This is a genomic window from Streptomyces sp. SID13666 (assembly GCF_010548325.1).
Classification (GTDB): domain Bacteria; phylum Actinomycetota; class Actinomycetes; order Streptomycetales; family Streptomycetaceae; genus Actinacidiphila; species Actinacidiphila fildesensis.
In genome coordinates this window covers 66311-86143 of record NZ_JAAGLX010000026.1, presented here as the reverse complement: position 1 = coordinate 86143, position 19833 = coordinate 66311, and the positions used below count along the sequence as shown (strand labels likewise).

The 19833-nt window shown below is 71.4% G+C and carries 15 protein-coding genes; 4 read left to right on the top strand and 11 right to left on the bottom strand.

Annotated elements, in window-relative coordinates; genetic code table 11:
- Window positions 1-58 precede the first annotated feature (58 nt).
- Window positions 59-988, bottom strand: a complete 930-nt coding sequence (locus tag G3I60_RS28100) for a proline dehydrogenase family protein (RefSeq protein ID WP_164298364.1) — start codon at window positions 986-988, stop codon at window positions 59-61.
- A 135-nt stretch (window positions 989-1123) separates the two neighbouring features.
- Here G3I60_RS28100 and G3I60_RS28095 point away from each other — a divergent pair, with 135 nt between their 5' ends.
- Window positions 1124-2353 (top strand): helix-turn-helix domain-containing protein, encoded by a 1230-nt coding sequence (locus tag G3I60_RS28095; RefSeq protein WP_164607876.1) that lies wholly within the window; start codon window positions 1124-1126, stop codon window positions 2351-2353.
- Between the two features lie 21 nt (window positions 2354-2374).
- Here G3I60_RS28095 and G3I60_RS28090 read toward each other — a convergent pair whose 3' ends face one another.
- From G3I60_RS28090 to G3I60_RS28060, 7 genes are all read right to left on the bottom strand, one after another.
- Complete coding sequence (locus G3I60_RS28090; RefSeq protein WP_164296671.1) at window positions 2375-2959, bottom strand: Uma2 family endonuclease; 585 nt, start codon at window positions 2957-2959, stop codon at window positions 2375-2377.
- Between the two features lie 132 nt (window positions 2960-3091).
- Window positions 3092-4684 (bottom strand): phosphoglycerate dehydrogenase, encoded by a 1593-nt coding sequence (gene serA, locus G3I60_RS28085; protein WP_138358740.1) that lies wholly within the window; start codon window positions 4682-4684, stop codon window positions 3092-3094.
- A 235-nt stretch (window positions 4685-4919) separates the two neighbouring features.
- Window positions 4920-5921, bottom strand: a complete 1002-nt coding sequence (gene ilvC / locus G3I60_RS28080; protein WP_138358738.1) for a ketol-acid reductoisomerase — start codon at window positions 5919-5921, stop codon at window positions 4920-4922.
- 123 nt (window positions 5922-6044) lie between these two features.
- A complete protein-coding gene (gene ilvN / locus G3I60_RS28075; RefSeq protein ID WP_138358736.1) occupies window positions 6045-6572 on the bottom strand; it encodes an acetolactate synthase small subunit in 528 nt (175 codons plus the stop codon).
- 31 nt (window positions 6573-6603) lie between these two features.
- The gene (locus tag G3I60_RS28070) at window positions 6604-8481 is read right to left on the bottom strand and encodes an acetolactate synthase large subunit (RefSeq protein WP_138358734.1); all 1878 of its coding nucleotides are present in this window, start codon (window positions 8479-8481) and stop codon (window positions 6604-6606) included.
- Between the two features lie 197 nt (window positions 8482-8678).
- Window positions 8679-11519 (bottom strand): EAL domain-containing protein, encoded by a 2841-nt coding sequence (locus G3I60_RS28065; RefSeq protein WP_343241972.1) that lies wholly within the window; start codon window positions 11517-11519, stop codon window positions 8679-8681.
- Between the two features lie 267 nt (window positions 11520-11786).
- Window positions 11787-12740, bottom strand: a complete 954-nt coding sequence (locus G3I60_RS28060; RefSeq protein ID WP_164296668.1) for a 2-hydroxyacid dehydrogenase — start codon at window positions 12738-12740, stop codon at window positions 11787-11789.
- Window positions 12741-12827: 87 nt separating this feature from the next.
- On the opposite strand from G3I60_RS28060, the gene G3I60_RS28055 reads away from it, so the two are divergent.
- The 3 genes from G3I60_RS28055 to G3I60_RS44695 all read left to right on the top strand — a co-directional run bounded on the left by G3I60_RS28055 (window position 12828) and on the right by G3I60_RS44695 (window position 15495).
- Window positions 12828-13871: an aldo/keto reductase gene (locus G3I60_RS28055; protein WP_164607872.1), complete on the top strand. Its 1044-nt coding sequence runs from the start codon at window positions 12828-12830 to the stop codon at window positions 13869-13871.
- Between the two features lie 248 nt (window positions 13872-14119).
- Window positions 14120-15316: a PQQ-dependent sugar dehydrogenase gene (locus tag G3I60_RS28050; protein ID WP_343241971.1), complete on the top strand. Its 1197-nt coding sequence runs from the start codon at window positions 14120-14122 to the stop codon at window positions 15314-15316.
- A gap of 17 nt (window positions 15317-15333) precedes the next feature.
- A complete protein-coding gene (locus G3I60_RS44695; protein WP_203674013.1) occupies window positions 15334-15495 on the top strand; it encodes a DUF6191 domain-containing protein in 162 nt (53 codons plus the stop codon).
- Here the strand turns inward: G3I60_RS44695 and G3I60_RS28045 are convergent.
- The 3 genes from G3I60_RS28045 to G3I60_RS28035 form a co-directional block, all read right to left on the bottom strand.
- Window positions 15476-18571 carry a helix-turn-helix transcriptional regulator gene (locus G3I60_RS28045; protein ID WP_164607867.1) on the bottom strand — a complete coding sequence of 1032 codons (3096 nt, stop codon included), beginning with the start codon at window positions 18569-18571 and terminating at the stop codon, window positions 15476-15478. The genes G3I60_RS44695 and G3I60_RS28045 overlap by 20 nt on opposite strands.
- Window positions 18572-18608: 37 nt before the next feature.
- On the bottom strand, window positions 18609-18824 hold the full coding sequence (locus tag G3I60_RS28040) for a hypothetical protein (protein ID WP_164607865.1): 216 nt from the start codon (window positions 18822-18824) through the stop codon (window positions 18609-18611).
- Window positions 18825-19057: 233 nt separating this feature from the next.
- Window positions 19058-19666 (bottom strand): hypothetical protein, encoded by a 609-nt coding sequence (locus tag G3I60_RS28035; protein ID WP_138354938.1) that lies wholly within the window; start codon window positions 19664-19666, stop codon window positions 19058-19060.
- Window positions 19667-19833: the final 167 nt, after the last annotated feature.

The window sequence follows — 19833 nt, the reverse complement described above, 5'->3', positions numbered from 1 at the left end:
GAGTGAAGGGGGCGCGCGCAGCGCTCGTTGGAAGGGTGGCGGCGGGTGACGGGTGGGCTCAGCGGCTGGGGAGGAAGGAACGGAGGAAGAAGGCGAGGTTGGCCGGACGCTCCGCGAGGCGGCGCATGAAGTATCCGTACCAGTCTGCGCCGTAAGGCACGTAGATGCGCATGCGCTCGCCGTCGTGCGCGAGGCGGCGCTGCTCGGCGGTGCGGATGCCGTAGAGCATCTGGAACTCGTAGCTGCCGGGCTTGCGGTCGTAGCGCGCGGCCAGCTCCTGGGCGATGGCGATCATGCGCGGGTCGTGCGAGCCGATCATCGGGTAGCCGTCACCGGCCATGAGGATCTTCAGGACCCGCACATACGCCTTGTCGACCTCGGCCTTGGACTGGAACGCGACGCTCGCGGGCTCCTTGTAGGCGCCCTTCACCAGGCGCACGCGCGAGCCGGCGACGGCCAGCTTCCTGGCGTCGTCCTCGGTGCGGAACAGGTACGACTGGATGACGGCGCCGGTGTCGGGGTGTTCCTTGCGCAGCTCGGCGAGGATCCCCAGGGTGGAGTCGACCGTGGTGTGGTCCTCCATGTCGAGGGTGACCGTGGTGCCGATCGCGGTGGCGAGCTCCGCCACCTCGCGGACGTTCTCCAGCGCGATGTCGTGGCCGCCGGCCGGCAGCGCCTGCCCGAACGCGGACAGCTTCACGGAGACCTCGGCGCGGGTGCCGAGGCCCTCGGTCTCCAGCGCCCGCAGCAGGCTCAGGTACGCGTCGCGGGTCGCGTGCGCGGTGGCCTCGTCCGTGACGTCCTCGCCCAGGTGGTCGAGGGTGACCTCCAGGCCGGAGGCGGTGAGCTCGCGGACGTTGTCCAGGGCGGGATGCAGTTCGTCGCCGGCGACGAAACGGTTCACCACGGGACGGGTGATCGGCGCGGCGGCGACGATGCGACGCATGCGGTCGCTGCGCGAGGCGGCGAGCAACACGGGACCGAGCACGGGGGCTCCTTCAGGATCAGAGCATGAACAGGCAGCGACACCGCGAAATCTAGGGTTCACCTACCCCGTGAACCATCGACACCTGTCACGCATCCGTGCGGCATCCCTCATACAGATGTAAGAGACAATGGCGGGGTGCGAGGTGACTACGAGGAACTGGTCGACGAGGTGTCCGCTCTCGTCGGCGCGCCCGCGACCCTGGAGGACCGCGATTTCCGGCTGATCGCCTTCGGCGCGCACGACAGCGACGACGGTGCGATGGACCCCGTCCGCACCCGGTCGATCCTGACCCGGCGCTCGACGGCCGAGGTCCGGTCCTGGTTCGAACGCTTCGGCATCGCCCGCGCCACCGGCCCGGTGCGCATCCCCGCCGCGCCTGACGCGGGCGTCGTCCGGGGCCGGATCTGCCTGCCGGTGCGCCATCGGGGCATCGTGCACGGCTATGTGTGGCTGCTCGACGATTCGGACGCCGGACCGGATCCCGATCCGCGGCTCGTCGCCGCGATGGAGGTCTGCGACCGGATCGGCGACCGGCTGGCCGCCGAGTCCCGGGCGGGCGCCGATGTCGGCCGTGAACTGCGCGCGGCACTGACGGCGGGCCCCGGCCAGCGGCGCGAGGCCGCGCGGGACGCGCTGAGCGCGGCGCTCGGCCCGGACGCGGACGAGGTGCACGCGCTGGTGTGCGTTCTGGGCTGGACGGCCCCGCCGGCGCCGGCCGGTACGGGCGGGTCCGATACCGCCGACGGCGCGGACGACGGCTCGGCGGAACTGCCGGGGATCCGCTCGATCCCGGGCGCCGCCGCGCTCTGCCGGGTCCCGGCCCACGGGCCGCCCACCCCCGGCCCGGTCCCGGCCGCCGACCCGCTCGCCGTGCTCGTCCGGCTCCGCTCCGTCCAGCACCTCTCCCCCGCCCGGACCGCCGCCGCCCGACTGCTGGAGACCTCGACCGCGCCCGGCGCGGTGGCCGGAATCGGTGACCCGGCGCGCGGGCTGGACGGCCTGTCGGAAGCCTGGCGGCAGGCGACCGCGGCCGCCCGCGCGGCCCGCGCCCAGCCCCGGCTCGCACCCGTCGCGGACTGGTCGGGCCTCGGCCCGTACCGCATGCTCTCGGCGCTCCGCGGCGGCACCGCGCCCGACCCCGCCGTGCTCCCGTTGCTGGAGCCGTCCCACCGCGAGCTCGCCCGCACCGCCGAGGTCTACCTCGACTGCGCCGGCCAGGCCGGCCGCACCGCCGCCGCCCTCGCCATCCACCGCCAGACCCTCTACTACCGGCTCTCCCGCATCGAACAGCTCACCGGCCTCGACCTCGACGAGGGCGAGGACCGGCTGCTGCTCCACATGGCACTGAAGGCGGCGCGGTTGTGAGGGGGCGGGCCGGGCGGGGTCCTACAGGCGGTCGATCTCGGTGAGGTCGATGTCGATGGTGAAGGGGACGGGGACCTTGAGCCGCTCATGGTGGATGCCCGACGGAACATAGGTCTGGGTCATCGTGTCGAGCTCGTAGACGTAGACGACCGGCTGCCGTCCCTCGCCCTTCTCGACCCGCCAGAAATGCGGGATGCCCGCTTCCGCGTAGAGCTGGGGCTTGCGCTTACGGTCCCGGTCCTCGGATTCGGGCGAGACGACTTCGACGGCGAGAACGACGTCCGAGGCCTGATAACCGGTTTCATTCGCCGATTCCGACACGGCCTCGGCCCGGACGATCGAGATATCGGGTTCAGGGCGATTGCTCCTGCTCACGGTAATGGTCATCTCGCGCAGTACACGGAACTTCTCCGGGGCCGCCTGTCGCAGGAAAGTGCTCAACAGATCCACGGCCAGCATGTGGAAATACTTCTGCGGGCTCACGAAGACAAGGCTCCCGTCGATCAGCTCTGTGTGCGGCGGGAGATCGGGGATGCGGTCGAGGTCGTCCGCGGTGAATCCGCCCTTGGGCGGGAAGGCCCAGGCCGGTAGCGGTTCGGCAGTCATGATTCCTCCCATGGACGGGATTCTGTCCGCAGCGTTCAGCGTAGCGGGAGGGAATGACGAAGCCGCCCCTCATACGAGTGAAGGGCGGCTGCGTCGCTGACGTCGTGACCTCGGTCGGTCGGTGACCTGCGGTCAGTCCGTGAGGTCCACCGCGCGGGCCGACGTGGCGCCGATCTCCTCGGCGATCTCGGCCAGGGCGGCAGGCGGGATGCAGGAGTCGACGGTCAGGGCCACGAGGGCCTCGCCGCCGACGGCCGCGCGGGCGACCTGCATGCCCGCGATGTTGACGCCGGCCTCACCGAGGATGCGGCCGACCGTGCCGACGACGCCGGGGCGGTCGGTGTAGCGGAGGAAGGCCATGTGGTCGGCGAGGACCAGGTCCACGTCCTCGTCGCCGACGGCGACGATCTTCTGGATGTTCTTCGGGCCGGCCAGCGTGCCGGAGACCGACACCTCCGTGCCGTCCGTCAGAGTGCCGCGCACCGTGACCATGTTGCGGTGGTCGGGCGACTCGCTCGACGTGGTCAGCCGGACCTCGACACCGCGCTCCTGGGCGAACAGCGGCGCGTTGACGTAGGAGACGGTCTCGGCGACGACGTCCTCGAAGACGCCCTTGAGCGCGGAGAGTTCGAGCACCTTCACGTCGTGCTGGGTGATCTCGCCGCGGACCTCGACATCGAGGCGGGCGGCGACCTCGCCGGCCAGCGCGGTGAAGATCCGGCCGAGCTTCTCGGCGAGCGGCAGGCCCGGACGTACGTCCTCGGCGATGACGCCGCCCTGGACGTTGACCGCGTCCGGTACGAGCTCACCGGCGAGCGCGAGGCGGACGGACTTGGCGACGGCGATGCCGGCCTTCTCCTGCGCCTCGTCGGTGGAGGCGCCCAGGTGCGGGGTGGCCACCACGTTGTCGAACTGGAAGAGCGGGGAGTCGGTGCACGGCTCCTTCGCGTAGACGTCCAGGCCGGCACCCGCGACGCGGCCCTCCTTCAGGGCCGAGGCGAGCGCCTCCTCGTCCACGATCCCGCCACGCGCGGCGTTCACGATCCGGACCGACGGCTTGACCTTGTGCAGGGCCTCGTCACCGATCAGGCCGAGGGTCTCGGGGGTCTTCGGCAGGTGGACGGTGATGAAGTCGGAGACCTCCAGCAGCTCGTCCAGGCTGAGGATCTTGACACCCATCTGAGCCGCGCGAGCGGGCTGGATGTAGGGGTCGTACGCCACGATCTTCATGCCGAACGCGGACATGCGCTGGGCGACCAGCGCGCCGATGCGGCCGAGGCCGACGACGCCGAGGGTCTTCTCGGCCAGCTCCACGCCGGTGTACTTGTTCCGCTTCCACTCGCCGTTCTTCAGCGCCGAGTTGGCCGGCGCGATGTTACGGGCGGTGGCGATGAGCAGGCCGCAGGCCAGCTCGGCGGCGGTGACGATGTTCGAGGTCGGGGCGTTGACGACCATCACGCCGGCCTTGGTGGCGGCGGACACGTCGACATTGTCCAGACCGACGCCCGCGCGGGCGACGACTCGCAGCTTGGGCGCGGCGGCGATGGCTTCCGCATCCACCTTGGTGGCGCTGCGGACCAGGATGGCGTCGGCATCCTTGATCGCGGAGAGCAACTCACCCCGGTCGGCGCCGTTGCAGTGCCGGATGTCGAAATCCGGCCCCAGTGCGTCGACAGTGGCAGGCGACAGCTCTTCGGCGATGAGTACGACAGGCTTCTGGCTCACGTGGTCCTCACTTGTCCTTCGTGGGCGGCCGGTCCCGCGGACGCTCCAGGGAGGGAGGGGATGGCATGCCGCGTGGAAGACGCACGACGCTGTGAGCCTGACGCGCTTTGTAGTTGCAGTGTATCGGCGCCGCCGAGCGCGACTTGTGCCTTGGTGGAAGGATCACCCGCACGTGGCTGTACGCCGTGGACAAGGTACGGGGCGGCCACTGCGACCGCCCCGCACCCGATGAGGCTTACGCCTCGTCGTCGACCCAGCTCATGAGCTTGCGGAGCTTCTTGCCGGTGGTCTCCAGCAGGTGGTCCTGGTCGGCCTTCTTGTACTCGTTGTACTTCGGCAGACCGGCCTCGTACTCGGCCATCCAGTTCTTGGCGAAGGTGCCGTCCTGGATCTCGGCGAGGACCTTCTTCATCTCGACCTTGGTCTGGTCGTTGATGATGCGGGGGCCGGTGATGTAGTCGCCCCACTCGGCGGTCTCGGAGACCGACCAGCGCATCTTCTCCAGGCCGCCCTCGTACATGAGGTCCACGATCAGCTTGAGCTCGTGGAGGCACTCGAAGTACGCGATCTCGGGCTGGTAGCCGGCCTCGACGAGGGTCTCGAAGCCCGCCTTGACGAGCGCGGAGGCGCCGCCGCAGAGGACCGCCTGCTCACCGAAGAGGTCGGTCTCGGTCTCCTCGGTGAAGGTGGTCTTGATGACGCCGGCGCGGGTGCCGCCGATGCCCTTCGCGTACGAGAGGGCGAGCGCGAACGCCTTGCCCGTCGCGTCCTGCTCGACACCCGCGATGCACGGGACGCCGCGGCCCTCTTCGTACTGGCGGCGGACCAGGTGGCCCGGGCCCTTCGGGGCGACCAGGGCGACGTCGACATTGGCCGGCGGCTTGATGAAGCCGTAGCGGATGTTGAGGCCGTGACCGAAGAAGAGCGCGTCGCCGTCCTTGAGGTTGTCCTTGATGGACTCCTCGTAGACCTTGCCCTGGAGCGGGTCCGGGACCAGGATCATGATCACGTCGGCCTCGGCGGCCGCCTCGGCGACGGAGACGACGCGCAGGCCCTGCTCCTCGGCCTTGACCTTGGACTTGGAACCCTCGTGCAGGCCGACGCGCACGTCGACGCCGGAGTCACGCAGCGACAGCGCGTGGGCGTGGCCCTGGCTGCCGTATCCGATGACCGCGACCTTGCGGCCCTGGATGATGGAGAGGTCGGCGTCGTCGTCGTAGAACAGCTCGGCAGCCACTTGGGATATCTCCTTGGTTCTGGTGGATTGCCCACACAGTACGTCCGGTGGGCGGAAGAAAGCTTGTCGGTCTCGCTATGCGGTACCGCGTCGCCGCCGGAGCGGCGGCGCGGTGCGCTGTCACTACGCGGAGCGGTCGAGGGCCCGCAGCGAGCGGTCGGTGATGGACCGGGCGCCACGCCCTATGGCGATGGTGCCGGACTGCACCAGCTCCTTGATGCCGAAGGGTTCCAGCATCTTGAGCATCGCTTCGAGCTTGTCGGCGCCGCCGGTGGCCTCGATCGTGACGGCCTCGGGAGAGACGTCAACGGTCTTGGCGCGGAACAGCTGGACGATCTCGACGATCTTGGAACGGGACTCGTTGTCGGCCCGCACCTTCACCAGAACGAGTTCACGCTGAACGGCTCCTGCGGGCTCCAGTTCTACGATCTTCAGAACGTTGACCAGCTTGTTGAGCTGCTTGGTGACCTGCTCCAGCGGCAGCTCGTCGATCACGTTGACGACGATCGTGATGCGGGAGATCTCGGGGTGCTCCGTGGTGCCCACCGCGAGGGAGTCGATATTGAAGCCGCGGCGGGAGAACAGCGCGGTGATCCTGGCGAGGACGCCGGGCTTGTTCTCCACCAGGACGGAGAGCGTGTGCTTGGACATGTCGCTTCGTTCCTTCTCTCGGTCCTGCGCCTCAGTCTTCCTGGCCGTCGCTGAAGTCCGGGCGGACATCGCGGGCGGCCAGGATCTCGTCGTTGGAGGTACCGGCCGCGACCATCGGCCACACCATGGCGTCCTCGTGGACGATGAAGTCCACGACCACCGGGCGGTCGTTGATCGAGTTGGCCTTGGCGATGACCGCGTCCAGCTCGTCCGGGCTCTCGCAGCGCAGACCCACGCAGCCCATCGCCTCGGACAGCTTGACGAAGTCCGGGACGCGGGTGCCGCGGTTCACCGTCGAGCCGACGCCGACCGTCGAACCGCTGTCGGAGTTGGTCTCACCGGCGTGCAGCACGGTGTTGGAGAACCGCTCGCCGTAGAAGAGGTTCTGCCACTGGCGGACCATGCCCAGGGCGCCGTTGTTGATGATGGCGACCTTGATCGGGATGTTGTTGAGCGCGCAGGTGACCAGCTCCTGGTTGGTCATCTGGAAGCAGCCGTCACCGTCGACCGCCCAGACGGTCGCGCCGGGGACGCCGGCCTTGGCGCCCATCGCCGCGGGCACCGCGTACCCCATGGTCCCGGCGCCGCCGGAGTTGAACCACGTGTTGGGCTTCTCGTACTTGATGAACTGCGCGGCCCACATCTGGTGCTGGCCGACGCCGGCCGCGAACAGGGTGCCCTCGGGGGCCAGCTGGCCGATCCGCTCGATGACCTGCTGCGGGGAGAGGCTGCCGTCGTCCGGGGTGTCGTAGCCCAGCGGGTAGGTGTCACGCCAGCGGTTGAGGTCCTTCCACCAGTCGGCGTAGTCGCCCTTGTGGCCGGCCTCGTGGTCCGCCTGGACCGCGACGATCAGGTCGGCGAGGACCTCGCGGGCGTCGCCGACGATCGGCACGTCCGCGGCGCGGTTCTTGCCGATCTCGGCGGGGTCGATGTCGGCGTGCACGATCTTCGCGAACGGGGCGAAGGTGTCGAGCCGGCCGGTGACCCGGTCGTCGAAGCGGGCGCCGAGCGCGATCAGCAGGTCGGACTTCTGCAGCGCGGTGACCGCGGTGACGTCACCGTGCATGCCGGGCATGCCGACGTGCTGCGGGTGGCTGTCGGGGAACGAGCCGAGCGCCATCAGCGTGGTGACGACCGGGGCGCCGGTCAGTTCGGCCAGGATCCGCAGCTCTGCGGTGGCGCGGGCCTTCATGACGCCGCCGCCGACGTACAGCACCGGACGCTTGGCCTCGTTGATCAGCCGGGCGGCCTCACGGATCTGCTTGGCGTGCGGCTTGGTCACCGGGCGGTAGCCCGGCAGGTCCATCTGCGGCGGCCAGGAGAAGGTCGTCTGGTTCTGCAGCGCGTCCTTGGCGATGTCGACGAGGACCGGGCCCGGACGGCCGGTGGAGGCGATGTGGAACGCCTCGGCGATCGTCCGCGGGATGTCCTCGGCCTTGGTCACCAGGAAGTTGTGCTTGGTGATCGGCATCGTGATGCCGCAGATGTCCGCCTCCTGGAAGGCGTCGGTGCCGATCGCCTTGGAGGCGACCTGGCCGGTGATCGCGACCAGCGGGACGGAGTCCATGTGGGCGTCGGCGATCGGCGTGACGAGGTTGGTGGCGCCCGGACCCGAGGTGGCCATGCACACGCCGACCCGGCCGGTGGCCTGCGCGTAGCCGGTGGCGGCGTGGCCGGCCCCCTGCTCGTGGCGGACCAGGATGTGGCGGACCTTGACGGAGTCCATCAGCGGGTCGTAGGCCGGCAGGATCGCACCGCCAGGGATACCGAATACGGTGTCGGCGCCGACCGCCTCGAGCGAACGAATGAGGGACTGCGCGCCCGTCATGCGCTCGGGAGTGGTGGGCTGCTGTCCCCCGCTGCGGGCCCGCTGCTGCGGATGGGGGGCCCCGGTGGCCTGCTCGGTCATCTGCGTTCTCTTCTCTCGAAGATGAGTTTCTTCTGGGTGCCAGGCAACAAAAAACCCCTCGTGCCGTCAGGCAAGCGAGGGGAGCGCGTCGGTGCGTTTTCCAAGGCGATGGTGGGCCTCGGTCAGCCGACGCGCTTTCCAAGTACGAGAATTCGGGTGCGCATGGACACGACCCTCCCCCTGGACCCCTCGGAGTGTCAAGCGGGTGGGACGGGCGTCTCAGCATTTGAGCGAAGGGGATCACCCGTTCCGGTGCTTCCGGTGTGCCGCACGGGCAGTGGGCCGCCGGTCAGGGCGATGGAACCATGAGGTACCGGGTAGCCGCCACGGGCCAGCGAGCCCCTCAGCCGGTGTTCGTCGAGCGGACCGGAGAAGGCCATGCCCTGGCCGTGCGTACAGCCCATGGCGCGCAACGCGATCACCTGCTCGGGCCGGTCCACCCCGTCCGCCACGGTGCGGATGCCCAGGTCCTCGGCGATCCGCAGCATGCCCGCGGTGATCTTGTGCAGCCGGGCGGACTCGACGATTCCTTCCACGAAGCTGCGGTCGATCTTGAGCAGGTCCACCGGGAGGGTGCGCAGCGCGGTCATCGCGGCGTATCCGGTGCCGAAGCCGCCCAGCGCGATCTGCACGCCGAGCCGGCGCAGCGCCGAGAGCCTGCGCTCCAGCTCCTCCAGGGAGATCCGCGGGTCGTTGTCGGTCAGTTCCAGCACCAGTCCGCCGGCGGGCAGCTCATGGCGGCTCAGCAGCGTCTCGATGTTGCCGAGCGGCAGGTCCCGGTGCATCAGCCGGCGGACGGACATCCGGACGGCCACCGGCACGGCATGGCCCGAGCCGTGCCGCAGCGCGGCCTGCTCGACCGCCTCCTGCAGCAGCCAGCGGCTCAGCTCCGCGGTGCGGTCGGTGTCCTCCGCCACCCGCAGGAACTCGGCGGGGGTGAAGAGGATGCCCTGCGCGGAGCGCCAGCGGGCCTGCGCCTCGACGGCCGCCACCCGGCCGGTCCGCAGCTCGACGACGGGCTGGTGCAGCAGGGTGAACTCCCCGTCGTGCAGGGCGTTGCGCAGCCGGGTGGCCAGCTCGGCGCGGCGCACCACGTCGGCCTGCATCTGGGGCGCGTACATCTCGACCCGGCCCTTGCCCGCCTGTTTCGCGCGGTACATCGCCAGGTCCGCGTTGCGCATGAGCTCGCTGGGCGTGATCCCCGGCTCGGCGAAGGCGACCCCGATGCTGGCGGCGACCCGCACCTCGCCGGACTCCACGCGGTACGGCTCGGAGAGCGCGGAGCGCAGCCGGTCGGCGATCTCGTGGATCTGGTACTCCCGGAGCTGCCGGTCGGCGCTCCCGCCACAGATGAGGGCGGCGAATTCATCGCCGCCCAATCGTGCCGCCGTGTCCCCGGACCGGACCGACTCCTGGAGCCGCCGGGCCGCCTGGACGAGAAGCTCGTCGCCGGCCTGGTGGCCGACCGTATCGTTGACCGCCTTGAAACCGTCGAGGTCGACGAAGAGCACCGCCGCCTCGCCGTCGCCGCTGCGCCGGCCGCCGAGGGCCCGGCTCACCCGCTCGGTGAACAGGGCCCGGTTGGGCAGATCGGTGAGCGGGTCGTGCGAGGCGTTGTGCTGGAGCTGGGCCTGCAATCGCACCCGTTCGGTCACATCGCGGCTGTTGAAGATCAGCCCGCCCTGGTAGCGGTTGACGCTGGACTCGACGTTGAGCCAGCCACCGCCGTCCCGGCCGCGGCCGGCGCGGATCCGGCATTCGATGCGCGTAGCGGGCTCCGCGGCGGGCGAGGCGGCGAGAAACCTGCGGACCTCGTGCACCACCCGCCCCAGGTCCTCGGGATGGATGTGCGAGGCGAGCTCGGTGCCCACCATGTCCTCGGCGTCCCGCCCGTACACGCCCCGGGCCGCCGGACTCACGTAGCGCAGCACGCCGGTGGGCGCGGCGATCATGATGACGTCGCTGGAGCCCTGCACCAGGGACCGGAAGTGGTTCTCCTTCTGGGCCAGTTCCTGGGTGAGGGAGATGTTGTCGAGCAGCATGATGCCCTGGCGGACGACGAGCGCGAGGACGACGGTGCAGCCGGTGAAGAGCACCACATGGTCGGTCTTCCGGCCGCTGATCACGTTGTACAGGATGCCGAGGGTGCAGACGCCCGCCGCGAGGTACGGGACGAGGGCGGCCAGCGAGCCGGCGACCTTGCGGCTGGAGTGCGCGCGGGAGCGCGGCTCCAGCCGGGCGGCGTCCCGCCGGCCCGCCCAGGGGGCGTAGGCGAGGAGCATGCTGCCGGCGAACCACCCGGCGTCCAGGATGTGGCCGGACTGGTAGTGCTCGCGCCAGAGCGGGGAGCGGAACAGCGCGTCGCACAGCACGGTCAGCGCGAGGGCGGCGATCGCGGTGTTGACCGCGACGCGGTTGGCCGGGGAGCGCCGGAAGTGCAGCGCCAGCACCATGCTGGCGAGCGCGATGTCGAGCAGCGGGTAGGCGAGCCGCAGCGCGGCCTGGGCGGCGCTGAGCCCGTTCAGGCTCGCGTCGTTGGCGAGCGCGAGGCTCCAGGCCAGGGTGAGCAGCGAGCCGCCGACGAGCCAGGCGTCCAGCGCCAGGCACACCCAGCCGGCCCGGGTGACCGGGCGCTTGGCGAGCATCAGCAGACCGATGATCGCCGGCGGGGCGAAGAGCAGGAAGAAGAAGTCGGCGATCGAGGTCTTCGGCAGCGTGCCGTCCAGCACCACCTCGTACCAGCCCCAGGTGCCGTTGCCGAGCGCCACCATCGCGGACGAGCCGGCGAACAGGAACCAGGTGGGCTGCTGGCGGCCGGTGAGGGTCCGGGCGTAGACGAACGAGGAGACGCTGGCCGCGGCCGCGGCGGCGGCGAGCCCGAAGTCGCCCATGATGTCGGCGATCCAGGCCGATCCCCAGCCCACCGCGGCGCCGGTCGCGTAGCCTCCGCAGAGCACGGCGACCAGGAGTTGCGGCACGAGCGCCGCCCGGCCGGTGTGGGCGGGTGGCTGAGCGATCACCGCCCCGGTCGAGCTCACCGTGTGGTCCCGTATCGCTGTCGCGGTGCGCCGCTGCACCGCGTCAGGTCGTCTCGCCATTGGCCGTGCATCACCCGTCGCCCCCCTCGCTTGCTGACCTTTCGCGCGCCGCCGTCAACCCATGGGCATCCGTGACGCGTCCCCCGGTCGGGACGATACACCAGACTCGTCACTCAGGGACATAGTTCCTCTACACAGCGTAACCGCAAGGGAGATCACCACCACGCAGTGCAGTCACCGGGTGCCGCACGCCCTCCACCTGCGACGTCAGGTGGTGGTGACCAGGTTGCTCAGCGGCTCCCCTGTGGCGAAACGGAACAACTGTGCGCGCAGCAGCCGCTTGGCCCTCGGGAGGAACGCGGAGGTGCTGCCGCCGACGTGCGGGCTGATGAGAAGGCCCGGAGCGTGCCACAGCGGGTGTCCGGCGGGCAGCGGTTCGGGGTCCGTGACATCGAGTGCCGCACGCAGTCGTCCGGACTCCAGTTCGGCGAGCAGCGCCTTGGTGTCGACCACGGGCCCGCGCGCGACGTTCACCAGGAGTGCGCCGTCCTTCATCCGGGACAGGAACTCCGCTCCCACCAGCCCTCTGGTCGCCTCGGTCAGCGGGGTGCTGAGCACCACCACATCGGCCTCCGGCAGCAGTTCGGGCAGTTCGGCGAGGGCGTGCACCGGGCCGCGCGGGGAGGGGCGCGCGGTGCGGGCGACCCGTACGACGTCGCACTCGAACGGGGTGAGCCGGTCCTCGATCGCACTACCGATCGAGCCGTAACCGATGATCAGCACGCTCTTGTCGGCGAGCGCGGGGTAGAAGCCGTCGTGCCACTCCTCGGCGTCCTGGCCGCGGACGAAGCGCGGGATGCCACGCAGCGAGGCGAGGGTGAGCGCGAGGGTGAGTTCCGCGGTGCTCGCCTCGTGCACCCCGCGGGCGTTGCAGAGGCGTACGCCGGGCGGCAGGTGCCCGAGATGCCCGGCGACCTGGTCGGTACCGGCGCTCAGGGTCTGTACGACGCGGAGGCCCGTCATCCGGGGCAGCGGCCGGGCGGCGACCTCCGCCCCCTTCATGTACGGGACGACGTAGAACGCGGCGGTCGACGGGTCCGCCGGGTACGCGTCGGCGCCGTCCCAGAAGACGTAGTCCAGGTCGGTGGGCAGCGGGCCGATCTCCTCGGCCGGGATGGGCAGCCAGACCTGGGGCCGGTGGTTCAGCAACGTGTCAGCCATGGTCAGGAGGCTATGCGATGCACTGTCCGAGGGGGACGTTACCTTGGTCCACGCCCCTGTTGGGGCGCTGTGAGGAGGGCAGGCCAGGTGGAGCGCAGGACAATCGGTGCAGCAGCTCTCGAAGTGGGCGCCGTGGGCCTGGGATGCATGCCCATGAGCTGGGCGTACAGCGCTTCGCGGCAGGACGGCGAGGGGTCCCTGCGGGCGGTGCACACGGCGCTGGACAGCGGGACGTCGCTGCTGGACACGGCCGACATGTACGGGCCCTTCACCAATGAACTGCTGGTCGGGCGGGTGCTGCGGGAGCGCCGTCAGGACGTGTTCGTCTCCACCAAGTGCGGTCTGCTGGTGGGCGAGCAGCACATCGTGGCCAACGGGCGGCCCGGTTACGTCAAACGGGCCTGCGACGCGTCGCTGCGGCGGCTGCAGACCGATGTCATCGACCTGTACCAGCTGCACCGCATCGACGCGGAGGTCCCGGTCGAGGAGACCTGGGGCGCGATGGCGGAGCTGGTGGCGGCGGGCAAGGTGCGTTCGCTGGGGCTGTGCGCGGTCGGGGCGCGCGGAAACCGGCGTACCAATAAGGGGGGCGCGCGCAGCGCATCCTCAGAGGGGTGGCGGCGGGAGACGGGCGGGCGGATGCACGAGGAAACGACCCGGCAGCTGGTGCGCGCGCAGCAGGTCTTCCCGGTGAGCTGTGTGCAGGCGGAGCTGTCGGTGTGGTCCACCGAGGCGCTGGAGGCGCTCGTGCCGTGGTGCGCGGCGCGCGGCGTCGGGTTCATGGCGGCGATGCCGCTCGGCAACGGCTTCCTCACCGGCACCCTCACCCCGGGACAGGGCTTCGAGCCGGACGATCTGCGGGCCCGGCACCCCCGGTTCACGGCCGAGATGATGGCCGCCAACCAGCCGATCGTGGCGGGGCTGCGGCGGATCGCGGAACGGCACGGCGCGACTCCGGCCCAGGTCGCTCTCGCCTGGGTGCTGGGCCAGGGGCCCGCGGTGGTCCCGGTGCCGGGCACCAAGACCGAGCGCTGGGCGGCGGAGAACGCGGGGGCGGCGGCGCTGCGCCTGGAGCCGGCGGACTTCGCGGAGATCGCCGGGCTGCCCGCCGTACGGGGCTCCTGGGACTGACGGTACGGGCTCGCCGGGCGGGCGGGAGACTGGGACGGACGGGCGGGAGAGACGGCGGGCGACCGGGTCGCGGGGGCCGCGGGCGGACCGACGACAACCGGAGGCGGGCCATGGGAACCGCGAAGAGCCGGGCGCTGTGGGCCCGTTGTGTGCTGCAATTTCCCGGGGGTCGTCCCCGAGTCCCAGGCCGGCATCGCGGGGCGGAGCCCGGTGATGCCGCCGCGGGACACCACGAGGGAGGACCCACCGTGCACCGCCGTACCACCACCGCGACCACCGTGACCGCCGTGACGTCCGTGCTCGCCGCCGCGCTGCTCGCGGGCTGCTCCTCCCCCGACGGCGCGGTGCCGGAGCCGCCGGCCACGTCACGGCCCGCCACCTCCACCGCCGCCGCTCCCACGGCGACCGCCGAGCCGTCGGATTCCGAGTCCGCCGCTCCCGCGACCGGTACCGCCACCGTGACCGGGACCGTCGCCACCGGCCTCACCACGCCCTGGGGAGTGGCCGAACTCCCGGACGGGGCGCTGCTGGTCGCCTCCCGGGACACCGGGAAGATCCTCAGGACCGATCCGGCCACCGGGAAGACCCAAGAGGTCGGCTCGGTGCCGGGGGTGGCCGGCGGGACGCCGGGCAGCGAGGGCGGGCTGCTCGGGCTTGCGATCTCCCCGTCGTTCGGCGCGGACAAGCTGGTGTACGCGTATTTCACCACCGCCGACGACAACCGCATCGCGCGCATGCTCTACGACCCGTCCCGGCCCGTCGGCCAGCAGCTGGGGGCGCCGGACACGATCCTGCGCGGCATCCCCAGCGGCACCAACCACAACGGCGGCCGGATCGCCTTCGGCCCCGACAAGATGCTCTACGCCGGGACCGGTGAGAGCGGGAACCAGCCGCTGGCCCAGGACAAGACGTCGCTGGGCGGGAAGATCCTGCGGATGACCCCGGACGGGCAGCCCGCGCACGGCAACCCCGAGGCCGACTCCGTGGTCTATTCGTACGGCCACCGCAATGTGCAGGGCCTGGCGTGGGACGCCCAGGGCAGGCTGTGGGCGGCGGAGTTCGGGCAGAACACCTGGGACGAGCTGAACCTCATCGAGCCGGGCAAGAACTACGGCTGGCCGGTCGTCGAGGGCCAGGCGCACCGCGCGGGGTACGTCGACCCCGTCGCGCAGTGGCACACCGACGACGCCTCCCCCAGCGGCATCGCCTACGCCGCCGGCTGCATCTGGATGGCCTCGCTGAAGGGCGAGCGGCTGTGGCGCATCCCGCTGGACGGCACGAAGGCCGCCGCGGCCCCGCAGGCGTTCTTCACAGGAACCTACGGGCGGCTGCGTACCGTGGTCACCGTGGAGGACGGCACCCTGCTGCTGACCACGAGCAACACGGACGGGCGGGGCACCCCCAAGCCCGGCGACGACCGCATTCTGCGGCTCAAGGTCGGCTGACAGCGGGAAGGTGCGCGATGTTCAATCCCCTCGAGGAGTTGTTCACCCCGGGACGCAAGCACACCGACGACGAGCGGAACCGGCTGGCGCTGTCCCGCGAGGACACCGGCGACAACGATCCCGGACGCGGGTCGATAGACCTCGAGTCCGGGACGGTCGTCATACGGACGGAACCGTGAACAGCCGCAGCCGGTGCGCCAGTGCCGCCGCCTCGCCCCGGCCGGAGACGTTGAGCTTGGCCAGGATGTTGGAGACGTGCACGCTCGCCGTCTTCGGCGAGATGAAGAGCTCCTCGGCGATCTGACGGTTCGTCCGGCCGTCGGTGACCAGCCGCAGCACGTCGCGCTCGCGCGCCGTCAGCCCCAGCGCCTCGGCCGGGTCGGCGGGTTCGTCCGCTGCGGGGACCGCCCGCGCGCCGTCCCGTGCGTCCCTGCCGTCCGGCTCGTGCAGCGACAGCCGGGCGCGCTGGGCGAGCAGCGCGACCTCGTCGGACAGCGGGCGCGCGCCGAGCGTCCCGGCGGCCGTGTGGGCGAGCGTGAGGAGCGCGCCGGCCTCCTCGCGGCTCTCCCTGGCCTCGCGGGCCTCCCCGGTCTCGTGCCCGGTGGCCAGCAGCGCCTCGGCCCACCGGTAGCGGCTCTGGGCCAGTTCGTACGGGCGCCCCACCGGCTCGAAGGCGCGGACCACGGCGGCCCACCGTTCGGGCGCGGGCTGCCCCTCGGCGCGGGCCAGCTCGGCCTCGACGAGCAGGGCGTACGCCTCCCAGACCGGCGCGAGCCGGGGCAGCGACGCCGCGGTGGTGCGGATGCGCCTCAGGTGCGCCGCGCGGTCCTGGTCGTCAACGGTCATCCACGGCGCGTCCGCCTCGGGCGCGGCGCCGGCGGCCAGCAGCGGCCACCAGTAGCGGGACGTGCCGGGCACCAGGCCCTCGTCGAGGGCGTCGGCCAGGACCGTACGCGCCTCGTCGAAGCGCCCCCGCCGGACGGCGATCTCCAGCGTCAGGGTGCGGATCGGGATCAGGTGCTGCGGCTGGGTGTCGTGCAGAAAGCTCTCACGGGCGGACTTCGCGTACTCGTCGGCCGCCCCGGTCCGGCCTCGGCGCAGGGCGAGGAAGCCCAGGTACATCGTCTGTCCGCCGGCCGCCATCCTTCCGGACCCGTTGGTGCGGGCCCACTGGACCGCCGCCTCGCTGCGCTCCCACTGCCCGAGCGAGAACAGCGACTCGCCCTCGTTGCCGCGCAGATAGGCGCGGACGCTGCGGGTGGCGATCTCCCGGACCAGCTCGATGCCCTCGGTGGCGACCGCGATGGCGTCATGGGACCGGCCGACGCCCTCCAGGACCGAGGCGAGGTTGCCGTGGGAGCGGCCGATGAGCCCGGGCAGTCCGAGCTTGCGCGCTTCGCGGCAGACGTCCTCGGCCAGCACCAGACCGCCCTCGACGTCCCCGGAGTCGGCGTGCAGCAGCCCGAGGGTCAGCCGGGCGTTCAGTTCCGTCTCGCGGGCGCCGACCAGGCGGGCCAGGTCCACGGCCCGCTCCGCCGTGGCGATGGCCTCCTCACCGGACTTGTGGATCATCATCCAGGCGGCGGCGAAGGCGAGGACGTCGGCGTGCACGGCGGACGGCGGCAGGCCGCGCAGGAGCTCCTGGGCGCGGCCCACGTCCTCCCAGCCGTCGCCGCGGCCCAGGTCCTGGACCAGTCGCGAGCGCTGGGCCCGGAACCAGGCGGCGCGCAGCGCGTCCGTCGTGTCGTCGATCAGCCGGAGCGCGCGCTTGGCCACGGCGAAGGCGCGCTCGGGCTCACCGCTGAGCCGGGCGGACACGGTGATCTCGGCCAGCAGGTCGAGGAAGCTCAGCGGGGTGTCGGGGTGGCAGCCGCACGGCGGATAGACCTCGGCGTAGTCCGCGGGGCGCAGCTCGCCGCGGATCTCCTCGGGGGTGTCCTCCCACAGCTCCAGGGCCCGCTCCAGCAGCCGGTGCTGCTCGGCGTAGGCGTGCCGGTGCCGGGCCTCCACGGAGGCGCGCAGCACGGCGGGCAGCGCCTTGGCCGGGTCGTGCGCGTAGTACCAGTAGCTGGCCAGCCGGGCGGCCCGCTCGTCCGTGCGGACCAGGCCGGGGCCGGCCTCCAGGGCCTGGGCGTACCGGCGGTTGATCCGGCTGCGCTCACCGGGCAGCAGATCGTCGCTGACCGCCTCGCGGACCAGGGAGTGCCGGAAGCGGTAGCCGTCGCCGTCCTCGGAGGGCAGCAGGATGTTGGCGCCGACGCAGGCGCGCAGCGCCTCGATGAGGTCGTCCTCGGAGAGCCCCGCGACGGCGGCGAGCAGCGGGTACTCCACGGTGGTGCCGCCCTCGGCGACGATCCGCGCGGCGCGCTGGGCATCCTCGGACAGCGTTTCGAGCCGCACCAGCAGCAGGTCGCGCAGCGAGTCGCTCAGCCCGGAGCTGCAGCCCTGCTGGATGCTGACGGCCAGTTCCTCCACGAAGAACGGGTTGCCGTCGGAGCGCTCGAAGACCCGGTCCACCATGCCGCCCTCGGGCTCGGCGGCCAGGATGCCGGTGATCTGGCAGCGGACCTCCGCGCGGCTGAACCGGGACAGCTCGATCCGGTCGACGGTGCGCAGCCGGTCCAGCTCGGCGAGGAAGGGCCGCAGCGGGTGCCTGCGGTGGATGTCGTCGGACCGGTAGGTGGCCACGATCACGAGCCGGCCGCGGTGCAGCGACCGGAAGAGGTAGGCGAGCAGCTCGCGGGTGGAGCGGTCGCCCCAGTGCAGGTCCTCCAGGACGAGGACGACGGTGCGGTCCGCGGCCAGCCGCTCCAGCAGCCGGGCGGTGAGCTCGAAGAGCCGTACCCGGCCGTCGTCGTCCTGCGAATCGCGCCCCTCGCGCGTCATCTCGCGGTGCTCGCCCAGCTCGGGCAGCAGCCGTGACAGCTCGCCGGCCTGGTTGCCGGCCGCGGCCGTCAGTTCGTCCCCGAGCTGCCGGTACAGCGAGCGCAGGGCGGTGGACACCGGTGCGAAGGGCAGGCCGTCCGCACCGATCTCCACACAGCCGCCGACGGCGGTGACCGCGCCCGACAGGGCGGCGGCCGCGAGGAACTCCTCGGTGAGGCGGGTCTTGCCGACGCCGGCCTCACCGCTGACGACCAGGCCCTGCGGCTCGCCCGCTCGGGCGCGGGCGAGCGCATCGGCGAGGCGGGTCATTTCGCTGTCGCGGCCGACGAAGACGGGGCTGACGGACTGGGTCTGCACATTGCTGAGCATCGCACGGCAGTCCGACAGCGCAGTACCGGATATCACTTCACGACGCCGCGTGGTGCCGTACGCCGCGCAGTGCGCGGCCCACCCGGCCGGCGTCCGTGTTCACCCGCCCCTCGCGGCGTGCCGCGCGCTGCGCCTGGCGCTGGGCCTGGCGCTCGCTCCGGCGGACGGCGATGACCGCGCGGGCCTGGTTCTCGTCCCGCGCCCGGCGCTGGAGTTCGGTGGCGCGGACCTTGTGGAGTTCGAGCTCGTACATGGTGTGTTCCCCTTGGCTGTGCGGCTTGTTCCGCTGGGACAAGCCTCGTCCCCAAGGGGGGTGCGCCACATCGGGCAGCTGCCCGAACTCCGGTCGCCGGGGGTACTTAGGCCCGGTGCCTTACCAGCACGGGGGGCCTTAGTTCACTGCTGAGGGGTTCACAGCTGAGGGGTTCACCACTGAGGAGTTCACTGCTGAGGGGTTCACCACTGAGGAGTTCTCTGCTGAGGCGTTCACTGCTGAGGCGTGGCGGCGACCACCGGCAGGTCGGTGAAGACGTCGAACCACATGACGCCGGCGATCAGCAGGCCGAGGACGCCGAGGATCAGACCGCCCCACGCGAGCGCCTGGCTCCAGTGGTTCCCGGCCGCGGCGGGCCGGCCCGGACGGAACAGGACGACGGCGGCGACCAGGATGGCGACCAGGGCGAAGATGCCGTTGAAGAGCGCCACGGTGTGCCAGGGGGTGCCGTAGCCGGCGGCGAGCTGGGCGTGCACCGAGCCGCCCGAGGTCTTGATCTGGCCGATCAGCTGCTCGCGGTCCTTCATGAGGTCGCCGATCCAGGTGCCGGTGAGCGACGAGATGCCCAGCCCGACCGCGACGACCGAGCCCGCGGCGGCCAGCACACCGGTCGCGCCCTGCGTTCCGGCCGGCTCGTCGTCGAGGTCGTCCTCGTCGAAGCCGTCCTCGTCGCGTGCGTCCGGTTCGGTGCTGCCCTGCGCCGGGACGGCCGCGTCCCGGTCGTCCGCCGCGGTGGCCGTGGAGTCCGTGCTCTCCGTGCTGTCCTTGGTCTCCGGGTCGGTGACGGCCTTGTCCAGTGCGTCGGTCTTCGTGGTGTCCATGGGACGAAACCGTAGGTTCCGTTTCTGAGAGGAGCCTGAGAGCTCGCTGAGTGCGATCCCCGTGTTACGGCCCGGCAACTGCGCTTGACCTGCCCGAGTCGTGCGCGGCAACCTGAACTCCCCCTGGCCGCAATGTTTTCCGCGGGACTCCAGGGATATAGGGGGAG